Source organism: Janthinobacterium sp. GW821-FHT03C10 (genome assembly GCF_059420865.1).
The window spans coordinates 1,177,185-1,196,066 of record NZ_JBWKUN010000001.1; the positions used below are offsets into that span (position 1 = coordinate 1,177,185).

15 protein-coding genes are annotated in these 18,882 nt (G+C 66.0%); 6 read left to right on the forward strand and 9 right to left on the reverse strand.

Annotated elements, in window-relative coordinates; translation table 11 throughout:
- Window position 1 precedes the first annotated feature (1 nt).
- The 4 genes from AC07VH_RS05010 to ppnN all read right to left on the reverse strand — a co-directional run bounded on the left by AC07VH_RS05010 (window position 2) and on the right by ppnN (window position 4,450).
- On the reverse strand, window positions 2-694 hold the full coding sequence (locus tag AC07VH_RS05010; protein WP_494786987.1) for an amino acid ABC transporter permease: 693 nt from the start codon (window positions 692-694) through the stop codon (window positions 2-4).
- Between the two features lie 90 nt (window positions 695-784).
- A complete protein-coding gene (locus tag AC07VH_RS05015) occupies window positions 785-1,591 on the reverse strand; it encodes a transporter substrate-binding domain-containing protein (RefSeq protein ID WP_475415165.1) in 807 nt (268 codons plus the stop codon).
- Window positions 1,592-1,806: 215 nt separating this feature from the next.
- Window positions 1,807-2,877: a LacI family DNA-binding transcriptional regulator gene (locus AC07VH_RS05020; RefSeq protein ID WP_494786988.1), complete on the reverse strand. Its 1,071-nt coding sequence runs from the start codon at window positions 2,875-2,877 to the stop codon at window positions 1,807-1,809.
- A gap of 202 nt (window positions 2,878-3,079) precedes the next feature.
- On the reverse strand, window positions 3,080-4,450 hold the full coding sequence (gene ppnN / locus AC07VH_RS05025; RefSeq protein ID WP_494786989.1) for a nucleotide 5'-monophosphate nucleosidase PpnN: 1,371 nt from the start codon (window positions 4,448-4,450) through the stop codon (window positions 3,080-3,082).
- Between the two features lie 367 nt (window positions 4,451-4,817).
- Between ppnN and AC07VH_RS05030 the strand changes: the two genes are divergently transcribed.
- The 4 genes from AC07VH_RS05030 to AC07VH_RS05045 all read left to right on the forward strand — a co-directional run bounded on the left by AC07VH_RS05030 (window position 4,818) and on the right by AC07VH_RS05045 (window position 9,188).
- Entirely contained in the window at window positions 4,818-6,266 is a 1,449-nt protein-coding gene (locus tag AC07VH_RS05030) for a peptide MFS transporter (RefSeq protein WP_492490453.1), read from the forward strand.
- A gap of 131 nt (window positions 6,267-6,397) precedes the next feature.
- Window positions 6,398-7,084, forward strand: a complete 687-nt coding sequence (locus AC07VH_RS05035) for a UPF0149 family protein (RefSeq protein ID WP_494786990.1) — start codon at window positions 6,398-6,400, stop codon at window positions 7,082-7,084.
- A 12-nt stretch (window positions 7,085-7,096) separates the two neighbouring features.
- Complete coding sequence (locus AC07VH_RS05040) at window positions 7,097-8,791, forward strand: hypothetical protein (protein WP_494786991.1); 1,695 nt, start codon at window positions 7,097-7,099, stop codon at window positions 8,789-8,791.
- A 13-nt stretch (window positions 8,792-8,804) separates the two neighbouring features.
- The gene (locus AC07VH_RS05045; protein WP_494786992.1) at window positions 8,805-9,188 is read left to right on the forward strand and encodes a hypothetical protein; all 384 of its coding nucleotides are present in this window, start codon (window positions 8,805-8,807) and stop codon (window positions 9,186-9,188) included.
- A gap of 9 nt (window positions 9,189-9,197) precedes the next feature.
- On the opposite strand, the gene AC07VH_RS05050 is transcribed toward AC07VH_RS05045, so the two are convergent.
- From AC07VH_RS05050 to AC07VH_RS05065, 4 genes are all read right to left on the reverse strand, one after another.
- Window positions 9,198-11,687, reverse strand: a complete 2,490-nt coding sequence (locus AC07VH_RS05050; RefSeq protein ID WP_494786993.1) for a TonB-dependent siderophore receptor — start codon at window positions 11,685-11,687, stop codon at window positions 9,198-9,200.
- 100 nt (window positions 11,688-11,787) lie between these two features.
- The gene (locus AC07VH_RS05055; RefSeq protein ID WP_494786994.1) at window positions 11,788-12,789 is read right to left on the reverse strand and encodes a FecR domain-containing protein; all 1,002 of its coding nucleotides are present in this window, start codon (window positions 12,787-12,789) and stop codon (window positions 11,788-11,790) included.
- The gene (locus AC07VH_RS05060) at window positions 12,782-13,303 is read right to left on the reverse strand and encodes a sigma-70 family RNA polymerase sigma factor (protein WP_494786995.1); all 522 of its coding nucleotides are present in this window, start codon (window positions 13,301-13,303) and stop codon (window positions 12,782-12,784) included. Before AC07VH_RS05060 ends, AC07VH_RS05055 begins: the two co-directional genes overlap by 8 nt.
- A gap of 205 nt (window positions 13,304-13,508) precedes the next feature.
- Window positions 13,509-13,736, reverse strand: a complete 228-nt coding sequence (locus AC07VH_RS05065; RefSeq protein ID WP_436495566.1) for a hypothetical protein — start codon at window positions 13,734-13,736, stop codon at window positions 13,509-13,511.
- Window positions 13,737-13,880: 144 nt separating this feature from the next.
- Here AC07VH_RS05065 and AC07VH_RS05070 point away from each other — a divergent pair, with 144 nt between their 5' ends.
- Both AC07VH_RS05070 and AC07VH_RS05075 read left to right on the forward strand, forming a co-directional pair.
- Complete coding sequence (locus AC07VH_RS05070) at window positions 13,881-15,074, forward strand: prenyltransferase/squalene oxidase repeat-containing protein (protein WP_494786996.1); 1,194 nt, start codon at window positions 13,881-13,883, stop codon at window positions 15,072-15,074.
- Window positions 15,067-16,014, forward strand: coding sequence for an AAC(3) family N-acetyltransferase (locus tag AC07VH_RS05075; RefSeq protein WP_494786997.1), 948 nt, complete (start codon window positions 15,067-15,069; stop codon window positions 16,012-16,014). Before AC07VH_RS05070 ends, AC07VH_RS05075 begins: the two co-directional genes overlap by 8 nt.
- On the opposite strand, the gene hepB is transcribed toward AC07VH_RS05075, so the two are convergent.
- On the reverse strand, window positions 15,997-18,873 hold the full coding sequence (gene hepB, locus AC07VH_RS05080) for a heparin/heparin-sulfate lyase HepB (protein ID WP_494786998.1): 2,877 nt from the start codon (window positions 18,871-18,873) through the stop codon (window positions 15,997-15,999). The genes AC07VH_RS05075 and hepB overlap by 18 nt on opposite strands.
- Between the last annotated feature and the right edge of the window lie 9 nt (window positions 18,874-18,882).

The following is an 18,882-nucleotide window of genomic DNA, read 5'->3' on the forward strand; positions in this document are numbered from 1 at the left end:
GTCAAGCTCCCATGCGCGCCGCGCCCAGACGGCGGCGGCGTTTAAAGACGATCTGGCCCAGCACCCAGAAGCCGAAGCGGAACAGCAGGGCCAGCACGATGTACAGCACCATCACGACGATGTAGATCTCGAAGCTGCGGAAGGTTTCCGCGTCGAGCAGGTGGGCGGCGGCGGTCAGCTCTTCGGCGGAAATGGCCGACACGACGCTCGAGGCCAGCATCATCAAGGTGAACTGACTGGCCAGCGCCGGATAGATTTTTTCCAGCGCCGGCAGCAGCACCACGTGGCGCATCACCTGCCAGCGCGTCATGCCCAGCGCCTGCGCCGCCTCGAGCTGCGAGGGATGCACGGCGCCGATGCCGGCGCGCACGATTTCGGCAGCGTAGGCACCCAGGTTGACCGTCATGGCGACGAGCGCGGCGCCGTTCGCGTCGAGCTGCAGGCCCAGTGACGGCAAGCCGAAGTAGATGATGAACAGCTGCACCAGGAACGGCGTGCTGCGGATCACCTCGACATACGCGCGCACCACGGCGCGGGCATAGGCGGGACCGTTCTTCAGGATCACGGCGGCGCACACGCCCACCGCCAGTCCCAGCACCATAGCCATGGCGCTCAGGCGTATCGTCAGCGCCGCGCCCCACAACAGGCGGTCCAGCGATTGCATGACGAGTTCGAAATGAAATTCATACGGCATACTCAACTCCTTGTCTGCGTGCGCGTCCCCGGCCGCGCCACCGTGGCGGCGCGCCGTGCGGACGGGCACTTTCCTATGCGGCTGGCGGTATCAGAAAGTCGGCAGCGCCGGCAGCGGCGCGCCGCTCCACTTGCGCGCGATGGCGTCGAGTTCGCCGTTCAGCTTGACGTAGTAGATGAAGTTGTTGAGCCACTGGTGCAGCTCGAAGTCGCCGCGGCGCACCGCCATCGAGTTCGGCTGCAGCGAATAGGTGAAGCGGACCTCGATCTTGCCCGCGCCGCGCGTCTTGATGATGTCGAGCGCCATCGTGCTGGGGATCGAGACGGCGTCGACCTGCTTGCTGAGCAAGGCCTGGGTGACGGTGGCGTCATCCTCGAAACGCACGATATTGGTGCCGGCCGGCGCCATGCGGCTCAGCGCCGTGTCGTTGGTGGTGCCGCGCGTCACGCCCACTTTCTTGCCCTTCAACTCGGCCAGGGCCTTGAATTTGCCGCCGACCGGCGCGACGATGGCCAGTTCGAAGGCGCTGTAGGGCATGGTGAACATCAGGGTCTTGGCCCGTTCCGGCGTGGGCGCCAAGGTCGCCACGAGGAAATCGACCTTGCCCGACTCCAGCGACGGCACGCGCGACGGCGCCGTCAGCGGCACCACTTCCACGGGCAGGTTCATGTATTTGCCGATCAGGTTGGCGACGTCGACGTCATAGCCGACGGGCGCGCCCTTGGCGTCGATGCTGCCAAATGGCGGCGTGCCGCTGACCACGCCAATGGTCAGCTTGCCTTTCTTGATCAAGTCGCCAAGCGTCTGGGCGCCGGCATCGGCCGCCGCACCCAGGGCGCACGTGGCTGCCAGTGCGCAAGCCAGTATCTTCGAATAGAACAGTGTCGTCATCTTCATGTTTCCGTCTCCTGTGATCCCGGTACCGGCCTCGTCGAGGCACTTCCGGGAATAGTGTCAAATGGACGATTTATTTCGTCTCTTGCCGTATCACTCCAACTGCATGCCAACCATTGCCCTGCCTGACTATTCACGCTCCTTTCCCAGGTGAATACCATCTATGAAACCGGTTCCATAACGATCTCAAAAAAAAGGGCAACGCCCTCTTCCCCTCCTCAAGCGTCGCCGCCCTTGCGTACTTCGCTACCTTGGGTGGAATTGCGCACAATCAACTTGCCGGGCAACAGCACCTCGCGCGGCGGGCATTGATCGCCCTGCAGGCGCGACAGCATGCACGTCATCGCCGAAAAGCCGATCTCATAGGTCTGCTGCTCGATCGTGCTCAGGCCCGCCAGCGGCGACCATGGCAATTCGTCAAAGCCCAGCAAGCCCACGTCCTGCGGCATGCGCAAGGCAAGGCGCTGCAGCATCAGCGCAAGTTCCAGCGCCACCATGCCGTTCGAGGCCAGCAGCGCCACGCGGCGGCCGCGCCACTGCGCCAGGCATAGACGCACCTGCGCGTCGATGGAAGGCCGGTCGTCCAGGTCCACGGCCAGCACTTCGCCCACGCAGCCCGGATGCTCGGCCATCACGGCCTGGAAACCTTCGGCGCGCATCAGCCGCGAGCTGACGCCCGTCAAGGGCGGCGCGACGAAGGCGATGGCGTCGAAACCCTGTTCGATCAGATGCGCGGTGGCCAGCCGGCCCGCCTGCACATTGTCCAGGCCCACCAGGTCGAAATCGGCGCCCTCGATGCGGCGGTCGACCAGCACGATGGGCATGTCCGCCTGCTGCAAGTCGGACGACTGAATATTGCGCCCCTGCGTGTTGACGATCAGCCCTTCCACGCTGTACGAGCGCAGCGCGGCCAGCGACTGGCGTTCGCGCTGCTCGTCATTGCCGGTATTACACAGAATCAAGGTATAGCCATGCTGCTGGCAAGCCGCTTCCACGCCCTGCAGCACGGCCACGGTGTAGGGATTGAGCATGTCGGCCACGACCATGCCGATCAGACGCGTGCGTCCCCGCTTGAGACCGCGCGCCATCTGGTTCGGCTGGTAGCCGAGACGCGCGATGGTGCTGGCGATCTGCTGGCGGATGTTCTCGGACAAGGCATCGAGTTCGCCGCCGAGAAAGCGCGACACGCTGGTCTTCGACACGCCCGCCTCGCGCGCCACCTGGGCGATGGTCACGGGCCGGGCCGGTTCGCCGGAAACTGTTTTTTTGCTGCCGCGTACTGAATCCAAGGGTGCTCTCCACTACCTGTTGATCTGCATATTTTTATTTTGGAACCGGTTCCAAAGATAGCACCCACGCATCGATGACGCAAGCGATTTGATTGCCTGTGGCGGCGAAGGAACACGATGGGGCACGGATGGGAACGCGGATGAAAAACGCCGCCCGCCCCTTGCAAACACAGGGGGCGGGCGGCGCTGGCTGGAAAACGGCTTATTGGACCACGGCATAGCAAGGCACGTAGGCCGTGCCCGCCAGCTTCATGCGGTGCTGCGCCACGAACGAGGCCAGCAGCGCATCCATGGGGCCGGCGATGGATTTATCGCCGTGGATCTCGAAGTTGCCGTGCTCTTCGATCGAGCGGATGCCGTCATCCTTGACGTTGCCCGCCACCACGCCGGAGAACGCGCGGCGCAGCTGGGCCGCCAGCAAGTGCGTGGGCTGGTTCTTGTGCAGGCTCAGATTGCGCATGTTTTCATGCGTGGGCTGGAACGGCTTCTGGAACTCGTGATCGATCTTCAGCAGCCAGTTGAAGTAATACGCGTCGCTGTGCGCCTTGCGGAATTCGCGCACCTGGCGTATGCCTTCGAGCATTTCGCGCGCCACCAGTTCCGGGTCGTCGATGATGATCTTGTAGCGCTGCTGCGCTTCCGGACCCAGGGTGTCGCTGATGAACTGGTTGATCTGCACGAAGTACTCGCGCGACGTTTCCGGGCCCGTGAAGATCAGCGGGAACGGAATCTCGGCATTGTCCGGGTGCAGCAGGATGCCGAGGATGTACAGAATCTCTTCGGCCGTGCCCGCGCCGCCGGGGAAGACGACGATGCCGTGGCCGGCGCGCACGAACGCTTCCAGGCGCTTTTCGATGTCCGGCATGATGACGAGGTCATTGACGATGGGGTTCGGCGATTCGGCCGCGATAATGCCCGGCTCCGTGATGCCCAGGTAGCGGCCATTGTGCAGGCGCTGCTTGGCGTGGCCGATGGTGGCGCCCTTCATGGGGCCCTTCATGGCGCCCGGGCCGCAGCCGGTGCAGATGTCGAGGCCGCGCAAGCCCAGCTGGTAACCCACTTCCTTCGAATAATTGTATTCGGCGCGGTTGATCGAGTGCCCGCCCCAGCAGACGACCAGGTTCGGGTTGAGCTGGGTTTGCAGCACGTTGGCGTTGCGCAGGATGTGGAACACGGCGTCCGTCACGCCTTCCGTGCTCTGCAAGTCGAATTTCGGGTTGCCCGTCACTTCATCGCTGACGAAGATGATGTCGCGCAGCACGGCAAACAGGTGCTCGTGGATGCCCTTGATCATCTTGCCGTCGACAAAGGCGATGGCTGGCGCGCCCTTGATGTCGAGCTTGATGCCGCGCTCGCGCTGGATGATGGAGATTTCAAACGACTGGTAGCGCTCCAGCAGGGCGCGGCCATCGTCGATGGTGCTGCCGCAATTCAAGACCGCCAGCGCGCAGCGGCGGAAAGTGTTGTACAGGCCGCCCTGGCTGGTGTCGAGCAGTTTGTTGACTTCAGTCTTGGAGAGCACGTCCAGGCGGCCTTCCGGTGAAACCAGAGTATCGATAACGTCGTGTTCCATAATGCGAAAAATCCTTTAAAAATCGATGCTCGAAGGTCTTGCAGCCTTAATATACGACAAGTCAGGCAAGTTGTGCTGTGCCGCCGCAAAATCGCCCGGGCCATCCTTGCCTGCAAACCGGTTTGACCAATATGAAACAGTCATTCTTGCTAATGCGAATGGAAACCTTCGCTCCGCGCAATTTGTAGATTAGAATGCCAGCCTATTGGAATTCCCGTGCGTACGGTTCTTCATGAGAGTCCCCGCCGCCCGCAGGCTTCCATAAGTTCGTTGTATCGATTGACTATAATAATTTTTCAGGAGGAACCGCATGAGCGGTGCGACTACGCCCAACAAGGAAGCCGTTATTCCCGAGTTCAAGCAGATTATGGGCCATCCAAGCCCATTGTGGATGTTGTTCATGACTGAATTCTGGGAACGCTTCGCGTTCTACGGAGTTCGCTGGGCGCTGGTACTGTACATCGTGGCCCAGTTCCACGGCGGCGACGGTTCGGGACAGGCAGCGGCCAACCTGACCTACGGTTCCTTCCTCGCGCTGGTGTACGCCGGCGCCCTGTTCGGCGGCTACATCGCCGACCGCGTCATCGGTTACCAGCGTTCCATCCTGCTGGGCGCCATCTTCATGGCTGCCGGCCTGTTCTGCATCTCCGTGCCGAACCAGGACATCTTCAACCTGGGCCTGGCCACGATGATCGTCGGTAACGGCATGTTCAAGCCGAACATCTCGACCATGGTCGGCAAGCTGTACACGACGGCAGATCCGCGCCGCGACAGTGGCTTCACGATCTTCTACATGGGCATCAACATGGGCGCCATGGTCGCGCCTGTCTTCACGCAATGGCTGGCCGAGTCGATCTTCGGCACCAGCGCCATGCCGTCGTACAAGATGGTCTTCATGGCCTCCGGTTTCGGCATGCTGATCAGCCTGGTATGGTTCTTCATCGGCCGCCGCGCCCTGAAGGGCATCGGCGCACCGGAAGCCGGTTCCGGCAACCCGATGCGCGTCGTCTGGGTAGCCGTTGGCTCCCTGTGCGTGATCCCGCTGATGTATTTCCTGCTGACCGTCGGCGCCGAGAAGCTGCAAATCGTCCTGACGGTGCTGTTCGTCGGCCTGGCCGTCATGCTGATGATCGAAGGCATCCGCAACGGCAAAGTGGCGCGCGACCGCGTCATCGCCATGCTGCTGATCTTCGTCTTCAACATCCTGTTCTGGATGTTCTTCGAACAGGCTGGCAGCTCGTTTACTTTCCTGGCTGACAAGATCGTCAACCGCGACCTGGGCTTCTGGATCTTCCCGACCGCCTACTTCCAGACCGTCAACTCGGTCGCCATCATCGTCTTCGCACCGATCATCGCCGCCGTCTGGGTCTTCCTGGCGCGCCACAACGTCAACCCTTCGATCCCGCGCAAATTCGGCCTGGGCTTGCTGGGCAATGCGCTGGCCTTCGGCCTGCTGATCTTCGCTCTGTCGAGTCTGGTTGGCGCCGATAACAAGATCCCGTTCTGGACCCTGACCACCGTCTACGTGCTGCAATCGATCGGCGAACTGTGCCTGTCGCCTATCGGCCTGTCGATGGTCACCAAGCTGGCGCCAGTGCGCCTGGTGGGCCTGGGCATGGGCGGCTGGTTCCTGTCGACCGGTATCGGCAACAACCTGTCGGGCATTTTCGCCAGCCACGTCAGCGGCACGAGCGGCATGTCGGTGCAGTCGGCCCTGTCCGGCTACACCTTCGGCTTCTGGTCCCTGCTGGGCGCCGGCGTCGTGCTGTTCCTGATCGCACCGCTGATCAACAAACTGATGCACGGCGTGAAGTAAGCGTTCTGCCTTAGCTGAAAACGGCGGCCCGCGGGCCGCCGTTTTTCATTCCGGCGCCGGTTCTTGCCTTGGCGGGCGGTACAATACCGCCAGGGCCACCGGCCACTCCACCCACATCAGCAAAGAATATTATGTCCAGCATCTCCACCACCTCCACCACCTCGCCCCTCTCCGACGACGAATACGCCGAACTCGACACCCTGCTGGCCGCGCCCGCGCTGGAAGGCCGCGCCATGGACGTGTCGATGCTGGAAGGTTTTCTGACCGCCGTCGCCCTGAACCCGAAACAGATCGCGCCGGAACAGTGGTTGCCATGGGTGTGGGACAAGGCGGCCGGCAGCGCCGCGCCCGCAGCGGATGCGGCCAGCGAACGGGCGGCCAGCCTGGCCCGGCGCCACCACGCCTACATGGTCGAATGGCTGGCGAAGGACCCGGACAGCTTCGAGCCCATCTATGTGTGCGGCCCCGAATGGAGCGTGCCCGCCTGGTGCGCCGGCTTTATCCTGGGCACGAGCCTGGACAAGCCCCAGTGGGCGGCCCTGGCCGTCAGTCACCCGCAATACCTGGCGCCGTTCCAGCACCTGGCCACGGCCACCGAACTCGATGACGATGCGGCCGAAACGGCCATGGATGGCGTGATTCCTGCCGTGATCGCCATCAACGCGGCCTGGGCGCGCCAGCGCCACCTGAAGCAAAGCCAGCCCGGCGCCACCGTGCTGCGCGAACTGCCGAAAACGGGCCGCAACGACCCGTGCCACTGCGGCAGCGGCAAGAAGTACAAGAAATGCTGCGCCGACGCCGATAGCGCGGCGACCTGAGGCGATTGCGCCTTGCGCCAGCTGCTGACGGCCATCCTGCGCTTCCTGCTGCGCCACGCGCTGCAGTTCGCGCTCTTCATCGCCATCCTGCTGGCAGGACGATCGCTGTTGGCCGAATGGCGCAGCTACAGCGCCGGCAGCGAGGCTGTCGCCGCGCTCAGGCTGGCCGCCGATGGCGCCGATAGCCATGGCGCCAGCCTGGCCGAGGCGGCCACGCTGCGCGTCAACGCCTTGCAAAAGACCTCACAAACGGCCATCGCCGCCCGCCAGAAGGAAGTGCAGGCGCAATTGGCAGCCTTGCGCGCGCAGCGGCAGCCGTCGCTGTTTTCCCTTCCCCTGCCCGATCCGAGCACCCTGGCCCTGCACGCGCAGGACGAAGCGGCGCGCCGCGTGGAAATCGAAGTGCTGGCGCAGGAAGCCCGTTACCTGACCGCCCTGCAGGCGGCGATCAGCGGCGAAGATGCGCGGCACACCCTGGCACGCCTGCACGCAGAACACGTCAGCGCATATGCCGCACTGCAACACAACCTGCGCCAGCGCCGGCAACTGGAAGCGCAGCACCCCGTGGCGGCGCGCCTGCCCGGCAGCGACGCTTACGCGCAGCTGTCGCAGCTGGAAGCGGAGGGCCAGCGCTTGCGCGAGATCAATCTGCAAGCGTATCAGGCCTGGCTGGCGCAGCGCGCGCGCACCAGCAATGCTGCCCGCCCCGCGCCATTCGCCATCGACGAGCCAGCGCTGGCCGGCGCGCTGGCGCCCGTACAAAAGGCGATTGCATCAGGCGAAGAACAACTGGCGCGCAACTGGATCGCCCGCTGGCGCGCTCCCGTGCTCGACGTGGCGCCCACGGCCGCCCTGCTGGTGCTGTCGGCCATCCTGCTGCCCGTCGCCATCAAGGCCTTCTTTTACTTCGTGCTGGCGCCCGTCGCTTCGCGCCTGAAGCCCTTGTCCATCGCGCACGCGCTGGACGTGACGGCCACTACGCTCCCCCTGCCGCCCGATGGCCAGTCCCGCATTTCCGCCGTCTCGCAGGCGCTGCAACTGCAGCCCGGCCAGCGCATGCTGATCCATCCCGCATACCTGCAATCGTCGCCCGTCAGCACGCATAAACGCACGCAGTGGCTGCTGGACTGGCGCTTTCCCTTCACCAGCCTGGCCGCCGGCATGGCGGCGCTGACGCGGCTGGAAAGCAGCGAGCCGGCATCCATGACGATTTCCGCCAGCGACGACCCGCTGCTGGAAGTGGCCGTCGTGCACCTGCCAGCCGGCAGCGCCCTCGTGTTCCAGCCGCGGGGCCTGGTGGGCCTGGTCTGCGACGCTGGCAAGCCGCTGGCGCTATCGAGCCACTGGCGCCTGGGCAGCCTGCACGCCTGGCTCACCCTGCAGCTGCGCTTCATCGTCTTTCGCGGCCCCGTCACCCTGATCGTGCGCGGCTGCCGCGGCGTGCGCCTGGAACGGGCGGGCCAGGGCCGCTCCATCAGCCAGTCCGCCACCCTGGGCTTTACTACCGACGTGCTGTACTCGACGATGCGCAGCGAAACCTTCCTGCCCTACCTGCGCGGCCAGCAGGCGCTGCTCAACGACCGCTTCGACGGCGGCAACGGCGTCTACCTGTACGAAGAAACCCCGCGCCACGGCAAGCAGCCGGGCAAGGTGGGCCGCTGGTTCGAGGGTTTTACGGACGCCATCTTGAAAGTGTTCGGCATCTAGCCGAAGAGACCATATGAACGACTTCCTGTTTGCCGATTTTCTCGAAGACCAGGCTGCGTATGCGGTGGCTGAGGCCTACTGGCAGGCGCGCCTGGCCTTCCTCGACGGCCTGTGCGCGCCGTATCTGCGCACCGCGTTTGCCAACGGCCAGCCGTTTTATGACGGCAATCCCATCGTCAACCTGGCGGACCGCAACGCCGGCAAGGCGGCGCGCATCGTGCAGCAATGCCCGCAGGAATTCGGCCCCGGCTACACGAGCTTCGGGCAAGCCATCGAGCTGGCCGGCAGCGATGGGCCGCATCGCCCGGCGCAGGAAAAGATCATCGTGCTGACCTTGACGCAGGCAACGGCGCAGAAGGCCATCGATGAACTGCGCGCATGGTTTGATGCAGCGTAAGGCCGCGCGCTACCAGAGGTAGGCCACGCGCACACCGACATTGCGCTGCTCGCCATAGTTACAGGCCCGCGCCGAGAAACACGAGGCGACATGGTATTTGTCGAACAGGTTCTTCACCGTCATGCTCACGCTCAGGCCGCGCCAGTCGCTGCGCGCCTGCCCCAGGTCATAGCGCAGCGACAGGTCGGCCAAGGTGAATGCCGGCGCCTGGAAGGTGTTCTCCGCGTCGCCCCAGCTGGCGCCCACGTGGCGCACGCCAGCGCCGGCCGACAGGCCGCGCAAGCCGCCCGCGAAGGCGTAGTCGGCCCATGCGGATGCCATCTGCCTGGGCACTTCATACGGCGACTTGCCTTGCACGTTCGTGCCCCACATGTCCGGATTCGCCTTCGTCACTTTCAGGGGATTGTAGGTGAGGGACGCCAGCAGTTTCAGCTGGCTGCTCGGCTGCGCGGCCACTTCCAGTTCGATGCCGCGCGAGCGCACCTCCCCCTGCTGGATGGAGAAATTCGGGTCGTCCGGGTCCGTCGTCAGCACGTTCTGGCGGCGCAGTTCGAATGCGGCGGCGGTCACTGACAGATGCGCGCCAGGCGCGTATTTCACGCCGACTTCCACTTGCCGGGCCGTTTCCGGCTCGAACGGACGCTCAAGGCGGTCGGCGCCGGAGACGGGCGAGAACGATTCGCTGTAGCTGGCGTAAGGCGCCAGGCCGTTCGCCGCCAGGTAAGTGATGCCGGCGCGGCCCGTGAATGCCGTGGGTTTGCGCACCGTCGTGGCCGACGGCGATACCAGCCGATTGCGCTGTTCCTGGCGCGTCCAGTCCTGGCGCCCACCCACGGTGAAGACCCACTTGCGGTACTGCACACGGTCTTGCAGGTAGGCGCCCAGTTGCCGGTTATGCTCGCGGCGCAGGGCATCGGGCGCCAGCGCCGCCAGGTCCAACGCGCCGCCGTAGACGGGGCGGTAGATATCGATCTGCGGACCGTCGGCGATATACGAGCTGAACGAAGTACTGCTGCGGCTGTAATCGATGCCGGCAACCACCTCATGGCGCAGCGCGCCCGTCGCCACCTGGCCCGTCACGCTGGTGTCGAGCGAGTACACGCTGCCCTTGCCGTCGCGCGTATCGATCTCGCGGTTGGTGACCGCATGGTCGATTAAGTTGCCATAACGAAACATGTACTGTTCATGGTTATTCGCGTGCAGGAAGCGGAAATTCTGCCGGAGCGTCCACCCACTATCGAACGTGTGGCGCGCCGCGTAGCCCGCCGACGCGACGCGCGTTTCCTCGTGGTCGAAGCCGGGCTCGCCGAGGAATCGCGTCAGCGGCAGGCGTCCGTTGGGATTGCTGCCGTTCAAGGCTTCCCACTGCACGTTCGACGATTGCATGGAGCGATTCTGCTGGAAAAAACCCAATAAAGTGATGCTGGTGCGGGCACTGGGCGCCCACGTCAGGCTGGGCGCCAGATAGTAGCGGTCGTCCTGCATGTAATCGATCTGCTGGTCCGCCTGGCGCGCCAGTCCCACCAGCCGGTACTGCAGGCTGCCGTCGTCGGCCAGCTTGCCGCCCACGTCGAGGGCCAGCTGCCTGCGCGCGTAGCTGCCGAGCGACAGTTCGACCTGATTTACCTGATCCGCCGCGGGGCGCTTGGCGACGAAATTGACGATGCCGCCCGGCGCATTCTGGCCGTACAACACCGACGAAGGACCCTTCAGCACTTCCACGCGCTCGGCGCCGTACGGCTCTACGCCGAAGAAGCCCAGCGTCCCCATCGGCATCAGGCGCATGCCATCGAGGTAGAACGCGCCAGAGAACTGGCTGAAGCCGCGTACCGACAGGCTGTCATCGGCGGGATTGGCGCCTGCCGTGTTGCTGCGCAAGCCTGCCGTGTACTGAATGGCGTCGTTCAGGGTGCGCACACCCTGGTCATCCATGCGGTCGCGCGTGATGACGGAGATCGATTGCGGCACTTCCAGCAGGGAAGCGTCGGTCTTGGTGGCGGTGCTGGCCCGCCGCGCCACATAGCCGCTGGCCTTGCCCCACGGGTTTTCCTCTTCCGCCTGCGCGCTGACCGTCACGGGCGCCATCGTCTGCACGCCATCGGCCGCCGCGCCGGCAGCGGGTGCGGTGGCGGCACGCAGCGCATAGCCGCCGCCGGCCGTGCGCACCGCCGCCTGCCCGGTGCCGGCCAGTGCCCGCGCCAGCGCGTCGTCCACAGTGTAACTGCCAGTGACGCCGCCGCTGCGCAGCCCTGCCGTCGTGGCCGAGCCAAAGGCGATCAGCAAGCCCGCTTCACGCCCCAGCCGGTTCAATGTCGCTTCCAGCGGTCCGGCCGGGATGGCGTAATGGCGCAGCGCCTCGGCCTGCGCGGCCGTTTGCGCCTGCGCCGGCGCGCCGGCCAGGCCGGCCAAGGCGCCCAGGCACAGGGCGTGCACCAGGCGGGCCAGCGGCGTCATGGCCAGCAAGCGCGTGGATGGGGGAAATGTGCTGCGGTTGTTCATGGCATGCCTTCGTATCATGGGATGGGTGGAACGGGCCAACACCTGCGCCCTCACTTCCCTTGACAAGGCAGCGTGCAAAAACAGTCCATGTATTTCCAGTTTATTTTTTCGCGGCGCGCGGCCGCAAGGTGACCCAGTAGCGGGTCAGGTAATGCAGCTCGACGGGCAAGACTTCCACCAATGCCAGCAGCACCCTGTCGGTATCGGCCAGCGGATAGGCGCCCGACACCAGCAGATGCGCGAGCGCCGGATCGCATCCCAGGTGGCCGCGCCGGTGGCGCGACAATTCCAGCAGGAAATCGTCCAGGCGCATGTGCGCGGCGACCAGCATGCCGTCGGACCAGGCGCCCGCACCGGCATCGAGCGCATGCGCCCCACCCACGCCGTCGCGCGTAAAACTGCCCTCCTCGCCCGCCCGCAGTATTTGTGACTGGGCCTGGGCCGCCGCAGGCTGCAGCGCGACGGCGCCTTCCAGCACGCCGACCTGCACGAAGCCGTCGTGCTGGCGCACGATAAATCGCGTGCCCAGCGCCCGCGCCGTGCCGTCGGCGGTGTGCACGAGGAAGGGCCGCCGCCGTGCATCGGGCGCCGTCTGCAGCAGTACCTCGCCGCGCAGCAACAGCACCGCGCGCGCGCCGGCGTCATAACGCAGCTGGATGGCGCTGTCGGTATTGAGCATCAGCGTGCCGCCGTCCGGCAGGCGCACCGTGCGCCGCTCGCCCGTGGCCGTGCTGGCGTCGGCGTTCCACGCCTGCCAGGCGGGCACCTTGCGCAACAGGGCGGCGCTGCCGCCCACGACCACCAGCGCCGAGAGCAGGCGCACCGCACGGCGCCGCTGCGCGCCTGCAGGCGCGGCCAGGGCGGCCCCGGCCAGCGGCGACGGAATACCGGCCAGCTGGCCGCTGACCGCTTCGATGCGCTGCCAGGCCCGCTCATGCTCGGCTTCCTCGGCGCGCCAGCGCTGCCACGCCTGCAGCTGCGCCGCAGTGACGTCGCCGCCCTGCAGCGCCAGCCACCACTGCACGGCCCGCCGCGCCACGGCGGGCGCCACGCTTTCGGCGACACCCTTTCCGTCCAGGGCGAGGCTTGGCTCTTCATCCATCGTGCTGCTCCGGAAAAAAGCAGCGCATGGCCGCCCTGGCCAGATGGCGCTTGACGGTGGACAGGGAAATTCCCAGCTCGGCGGCGACCTCCTGCTGCCCCTTGCCGTCGAGCTGCACCAGCAGGAAGGCTTGCCGCGCCTGCGCCGGCAGCGTGGCTAGGCGCCGATCCAGCTCCACCAGCCGTTCGAGGAACATCAGACGCACCTCGGGAGGCGGCGCCACCGGTTCCGGCATCAGGGCAAGGGCGTCGAGGTAGGCCTGCTCGATGGCGCGCCGGCGCACATGGTTGATCAGCAGGTTGCGGGCAATCGTCGTCAGGTACGCGCGCGGCTCCTGCACGGCCTGCAGGCCGTGCGGCGCGAGCACGCGCAGGAAGGTGGCCTGCGCCAGATCGGCCGCGTCGAAGGCGTTGCCCACCTTGCGCTGCAGCCAGCCGCGCAGCCAGCCATGGTGCTGGCGATACAGAATGGCGATGTGATCGAATTCATGCAGAGAGAGGTGGTCGGCGGACATGGAGCGGCGAGTCTGGCGGATAGCGCAAACTTAATGAGAATTATTCTCAATTATAAGCAGAAGTGAACAACTCGGCAAGATCAGTGCTGGCGATAGCGCTGGCTTCCGAAGCCACTGCCGATGCCGGTCTTGCGGTCAGCAGCGCCGATATCTCTCACTTGGCGGACCGCCAAAGTCCGTCAGGAGGAAGCGCGCAACTTGCACGCTACGCCGCGATCGAATGCGACACCGTCAGCCACTCGCCCGGCTGCAGATTCGCCGCCGCCTCGCGCGTGGCCAGCACGCTGTCCGGGTCCAGGTCGGACCGGTTCAGCTTGTAGGAATAGGCGAAATCGTCGGCATCGAATGCCTGCCCCGCCTTGACGTAATACTTGAAGCCGACAAACGAGTCGGGATTGGTGACGACCGAATACTCAAGCGTGACACTGTTCATGGCTGGCCTCGTCGATAACGGTGAAGTGTCCATTATGCGTCAATTCCGGCGGCAGCGACGCGGCGGCCAATCCTTGCGGCACGTCAATAGGCCTGCCGATGGCCGGCGCTACAGTAGCCTGAGCCAACCACCGAATGGAATGCCATGCGCGCCTTGCTCGCGAAGATACGGAACACACTGGCGCCGCGGGCGGGCCTGCCGGCGGCGGCGCGCATGGAGCGGCTGTCGGACCGGCGCGGCCTGCCCGCCTTTGACCCCGGGCCGCAAGCCGTCGTCGAGGCCTGCACGGCCTGGCTATGCGCGGCGCAAGACCATTCCAGCTCGAACGACGGCGGCGTCGCGCGCGACTACAGCCTGCTGACAGGCTGGTCGAGCTCCTACCCGGAGACCACCGGCTACATCATCCCCACCATGATCGCGCTGGCGCAGCGCACGGGCGACGAGGGTGGGGATGATGCGCTGCACGGGCGCGCGCGGCGCATGCTCGACTGGTGCGTGGCCATCCAGTTCCCCGCAGGCGGTTTCCAGGGCGGGAAGATCGATTCGACGCCGCGCGTGCCCGTCACCTTCAACACGGGCCAGATCCTGCTTGGTCTGGCGGCCGGCGTGGCAGCGTACGGCGACGCCTACCAGGACGCCATGCACGGCGCGGCACGCTGGCTGCGCGACAGCCAGGATGCCGACGGCTGCTGGCGCCGCCATCCGACGCCGTTCGCCAGCGCCGGCGACAAGGCCTACGAAACGCACGTGGCGTGGGGCCTGTTCGAAGCGGACCGCATCGCACCGGGCCAAGGCTATGGCGCGGCCGGCCTGCGCCAGGTCGACTGGGCGTTGACAAAACAGCGTCCCAACGGCTGGTTCGCCTCGAACTGCCTGGACAACCCGCTGCTGCCCCTGACCCACACCATCGGCTACGCCCTGCGCGGCGTGCTCGAAGCGCACCGTTATTCGGCGCGCGCCGGCCTGCTGGACGCCGCCGCGCGCACCGGCACGAGCGTCGCCAGGGCCGTGGCGGCCGACGGCTACCTGGCGGGCCGCCTCGGCCCGGACTTCCAGCCTGGCGCCGATTACGCCTGCCTCACGGGTTCCGCGCAAAACGCGCATTGTCTGTTCCTGCTGTACCAGCGCACGGGCGAACGGCGCTACCTCGACGCTGGGCGCCGACTGAACAGTTACGTGCGGCGCGCGGTCTGCATCGACGGTCCCGCGCACGCGCGCGGCGGCGTCAAGGGCTCGTTTCCCGTCGATGGCGACTACGGCACCTGGGCTTACCTGAACTGGGCCGCCAAGTTCTGCATCGATGCCAACCTGCTGGAACTGGAATTAGGCCATGCTTGACGGGGCCAGGCGCGCCGCCAGGGCCGCGCTGGAAGCGTGGCGCCGCGCCGCCAGCGCCCGCAACATGCGCCACGGCGCGCGCCACGTGACGCGCGCCGGACTGGCCGCCGATCTGGCGCGGCTGGGCATCGCGCACGGAGACACGCTGTTCGTGCACTCGTCGCTGAAAAGCCTGGGCTATGTGGAAGGCGGCGCGGCGGCCGTGGTCCATGCCCTGCAGGACGCCGTCGGCCCGCAAGGCACCCTGCTGCTGCCCACCTATTACCTGCCCGGCGGAACCGTGCGCGCCACCTGCGCCATGACGGACTATGTGTTCGACCCGCGCCGCCATGGCACGCACATGGGGCGCCTGCCGGAAGCGTTCCTCGCCAGCGCCGGTGTCCACCGCAGCATCCACCCCACCCACTCCGTGTCCGCGTGGGGCCGCCATGCCGTCCGTCTCACCGAGGCGCATCACCGCGCGCCGTCGATCTTCGGCCTGGGCTCGCCCTGGCAGCGCTTCATGGGCTGCGAGCAGGCCAAGGTGTTGGGCCTGGGCATTTCCATGGGACCGGTGACGTTCTATCACGCGCTGGAAGACGCCATGGGCGACGCCTTTCCCGTCCCCGTGTGGGAAGACAAAACAGAACTACTGGCCTGCCTGGACCACGCCGGCCGGCACTGGGACGTGCCCGTACGCCCCTTCGATCCGGCCATCGCGCAGCGCCGCATCGACCATCCGGGCCGCGGCGACCTGCGCGATTATTTTGCGCGCGAATTCGACGCCGCGGGCCTGCGCGTCAACGGGCAAGTGGGCCACGCGGCGGCGTGGGCCATCCCGGCGCAGGCATTTTATGACCACCTGCGCCAGCTGGCATCCGAACACGTGACGATCTACGCCACAGCCGGTGAACTGGCGGCGCGGCCCGTCGCCGATGGCGCCTTACGGCACGGCCGGTGAGGCTGGCAAGGCCGCCGCGCGCGCCGCGCCCGTCCCGCTGCGCTGCAAATCGTACACGCCTGCGCCGCTGGCGATGAAGTACAGGGTGCCCGCCTCGGCATTGACCTCATCCTCGATGGGACCGCCCGTGCCGCGCTTGCGGACAGTCCAGCGCCCCTCCTGCAAATCCGTCACCAGCACCTGCATGGACGCGCTTTGCGCCGGCAGTTCGACAGTGATGGTCCCGCCGAGCGGCAGGCCGCTCCTGGAAAACAGCACCACGCGGTCCTTGATCTGCACGCCGGCCAGCAGCGGCGAGGCGATGGCCGTCGTGGGCAGCGCTGGCAGCGCGCTGCCGGCATCCATCACCTGCATGACATTGAGGAACAAATCCGTTTCGTTACCCGTCGGCGGCGAGACTTCCAGCCGCCAGGCGCCCGCTTCCTCGGTCGAATAGTCCGCTTCGGGCTGGATAGGATAATTGGTGCCGCCGACGCTGAACTCATTGCCGCTGCCGCCCACCTTGGCCAGCACGGCATTCGCCGGCAGCAGGGTGCGGTTGATCAGCTTGCCGTTGTACTGGTAGCGATGGTTGTAGTCCCACTCCGTGCGGCGGACCACCGCGGTGTCGCCGGCGATCTCGGGCTCGGACTGGCTGTGCAGCAGCCAGGTCTTCCTGAATCCCGCATCGCTGGCGCTGACCCTGTCGAAGACGACCAGGGCGGCCGGGTGATCCCCGTCCTTGAGATTGAGGAACACGAACGAGCGCTGGAACTGGCGCACCTTGCTGCTGTACGCGGCCGTCAGGTCGCCCTTGATGTAGCTGAAGTCCGGCGCCTGCGCCTGGGGGCCGGACTGGTGCCGGAGGACCGTGGCCACCTTGTAGCCGTTGGCCAGTTCCGCCAGGGTTTGCGGCTCCTCGCCAGGAAAGCGCTGTCCGCCGTCATTGGCATAACCGTCAAAACTCTCGCTGGGGTCATACACCAGCATCGTGTTATGCGCGATGCTGCGCTTGTGATAGTTCATGTCGTGCGCACTGCCGTATTCCAGGACAATGGCGGGATCGGCGACATCCCTGCCGCTGTAAATGCCCGAATCGATGGCAAGGCCGCCCTTGTAGTAAATCTGGAAATGCCCGGCGTCGTAATGCTCGTGGTTGCCGAACCAGTCGCCGCCCAGCTTCATCGTGGCCACCACATGGCCGGACTCCGCCTGCATGTCATCGGTCCAGCCCGTGCGGGCGATCATCAGGCCGGCCGGGTCCGGAAAATACTTGGTCAACGGCAAGGTGGCGGGACTGGGCGTGCTGTCCATGGCCGTGTTGCCCAGCAGCACAGGCCACAGGCTGTCCCGGGGATGGATAAAGCTGGTCGACTGCTGCGACGACTGCGTCAGGTACTCGTGCTTCAGGGTGGGATTGTTGTAATAGGCCGCCGGCAGCAGGAAGGCCAGCGGTTCGCTCCAGTATTGCGTGCTGTTGGTGTACGAGGAATGGTAGACGTCGCCATCGCGCATCCATTGCCCGTCGGGGCGGCGCGCATACAGCCAATGATACGGCGTCATCTGCTGCACGGGATCGAACACGGGAGCGGCGCCCATGCGCCGGAACAGCCATGCGGCGTACATGTCCGCCAGGAAGCGCACCGTACCGTAGGATGCCCCCTGATGAAAGGCTTGCGCCGCGTACGCATAGTTGCGCGGCGCAATATAGTCGGCAAAGAAGCGTCCGGCAACGATATTGTAGACCAGCGGCGCCTCGTCATAAAAGGCGATGGCGGCCGACAGCTGGTCGCGCAGCAGCTGGTTGTCGCTGCCATGGCCCACGACGGCGCCCTGGCGCGAGGGCGGAAAGCCGATTTCCATCGTCGCGGCGATCTGCGTGAAGCGCGTGACGACATAGGCGCGCTGCTGCGCGCTCATCAGCCTGTAGCACCAGTCATACACCATGGCGCTGGCCAGGATGATGTCGCCTTTTTCGTTCGGGTGGCTATACCCGGGCGAAAAGCGCACGGCCGTCAGGTAGTCGAGCAGCATTTGCACGGCTTCGCCGCCCCGCTGCGCCGACGCCGGCGCGCCACCGCCTTCATACAGCAGCGAGAACAGCGCCTTCGCCTTGATCCGGCTCACGACTTCGGTCTGGTGGTTCGTCGCGGCCGGGCCGCCGGGCACGAACGGCGGCAGCGCAACCACGGCCGGCGCCTGGATAAACGCATGCAGGACCGTGCGGTGCTGCGCCATCTCGGCCGCATTCGACTCGAAACGGCCGCGTATGGCGGCCAGGTCGCCCACCCGGGCAAACAGGCGCGGATGCTCGCCTGGCGGCGGCAGCACGGTGGGCAGCGGGTACGCGCCATAGCCTTGCGGGACAAAGTCGGCGAGCGCCGTCACCAGCAGGCAATCGATGCCCACGCCGCCGTCACGGTACTTGAGCTTGAGTTCGCGCGCGCCGGCCGCCAGCCAGCGCGTGACGGGCACCCAGGTCCACTGCGCGGCCTGGCCGGCGATGAACGGCACCGCTACGCTGGCATAGGCGCCGTTGTCGAGCGCCAGGTACAGCGAGGCGGCATCCGCCGCCGGCGCCAGCACGCGCAGCCAGACCGTGTAGTTGCCGGCGCGGGGCACGGCCACGCTGTACGACAGCTCGGCCGCCGCGCCCGGCGTATCGGCGCGCGCCAGGTCCGCCGGCGTGGACAGGTAGCTGCCGCCGGAAACCACATTGCTGCCGAGATACTCTTGCGTCCACGGACCGCCTGGCGCCCCGGCTTCCGCCTCGAACATGGCTTCGACGGGAAAAGACGCCGCCTGCAGCGCGGGACTGGCCGCCAGCAAGGCGACATGGATCAAATATTGCAACTTGTGACGGTATCGCAGCTTGAACATTCCTGGCAC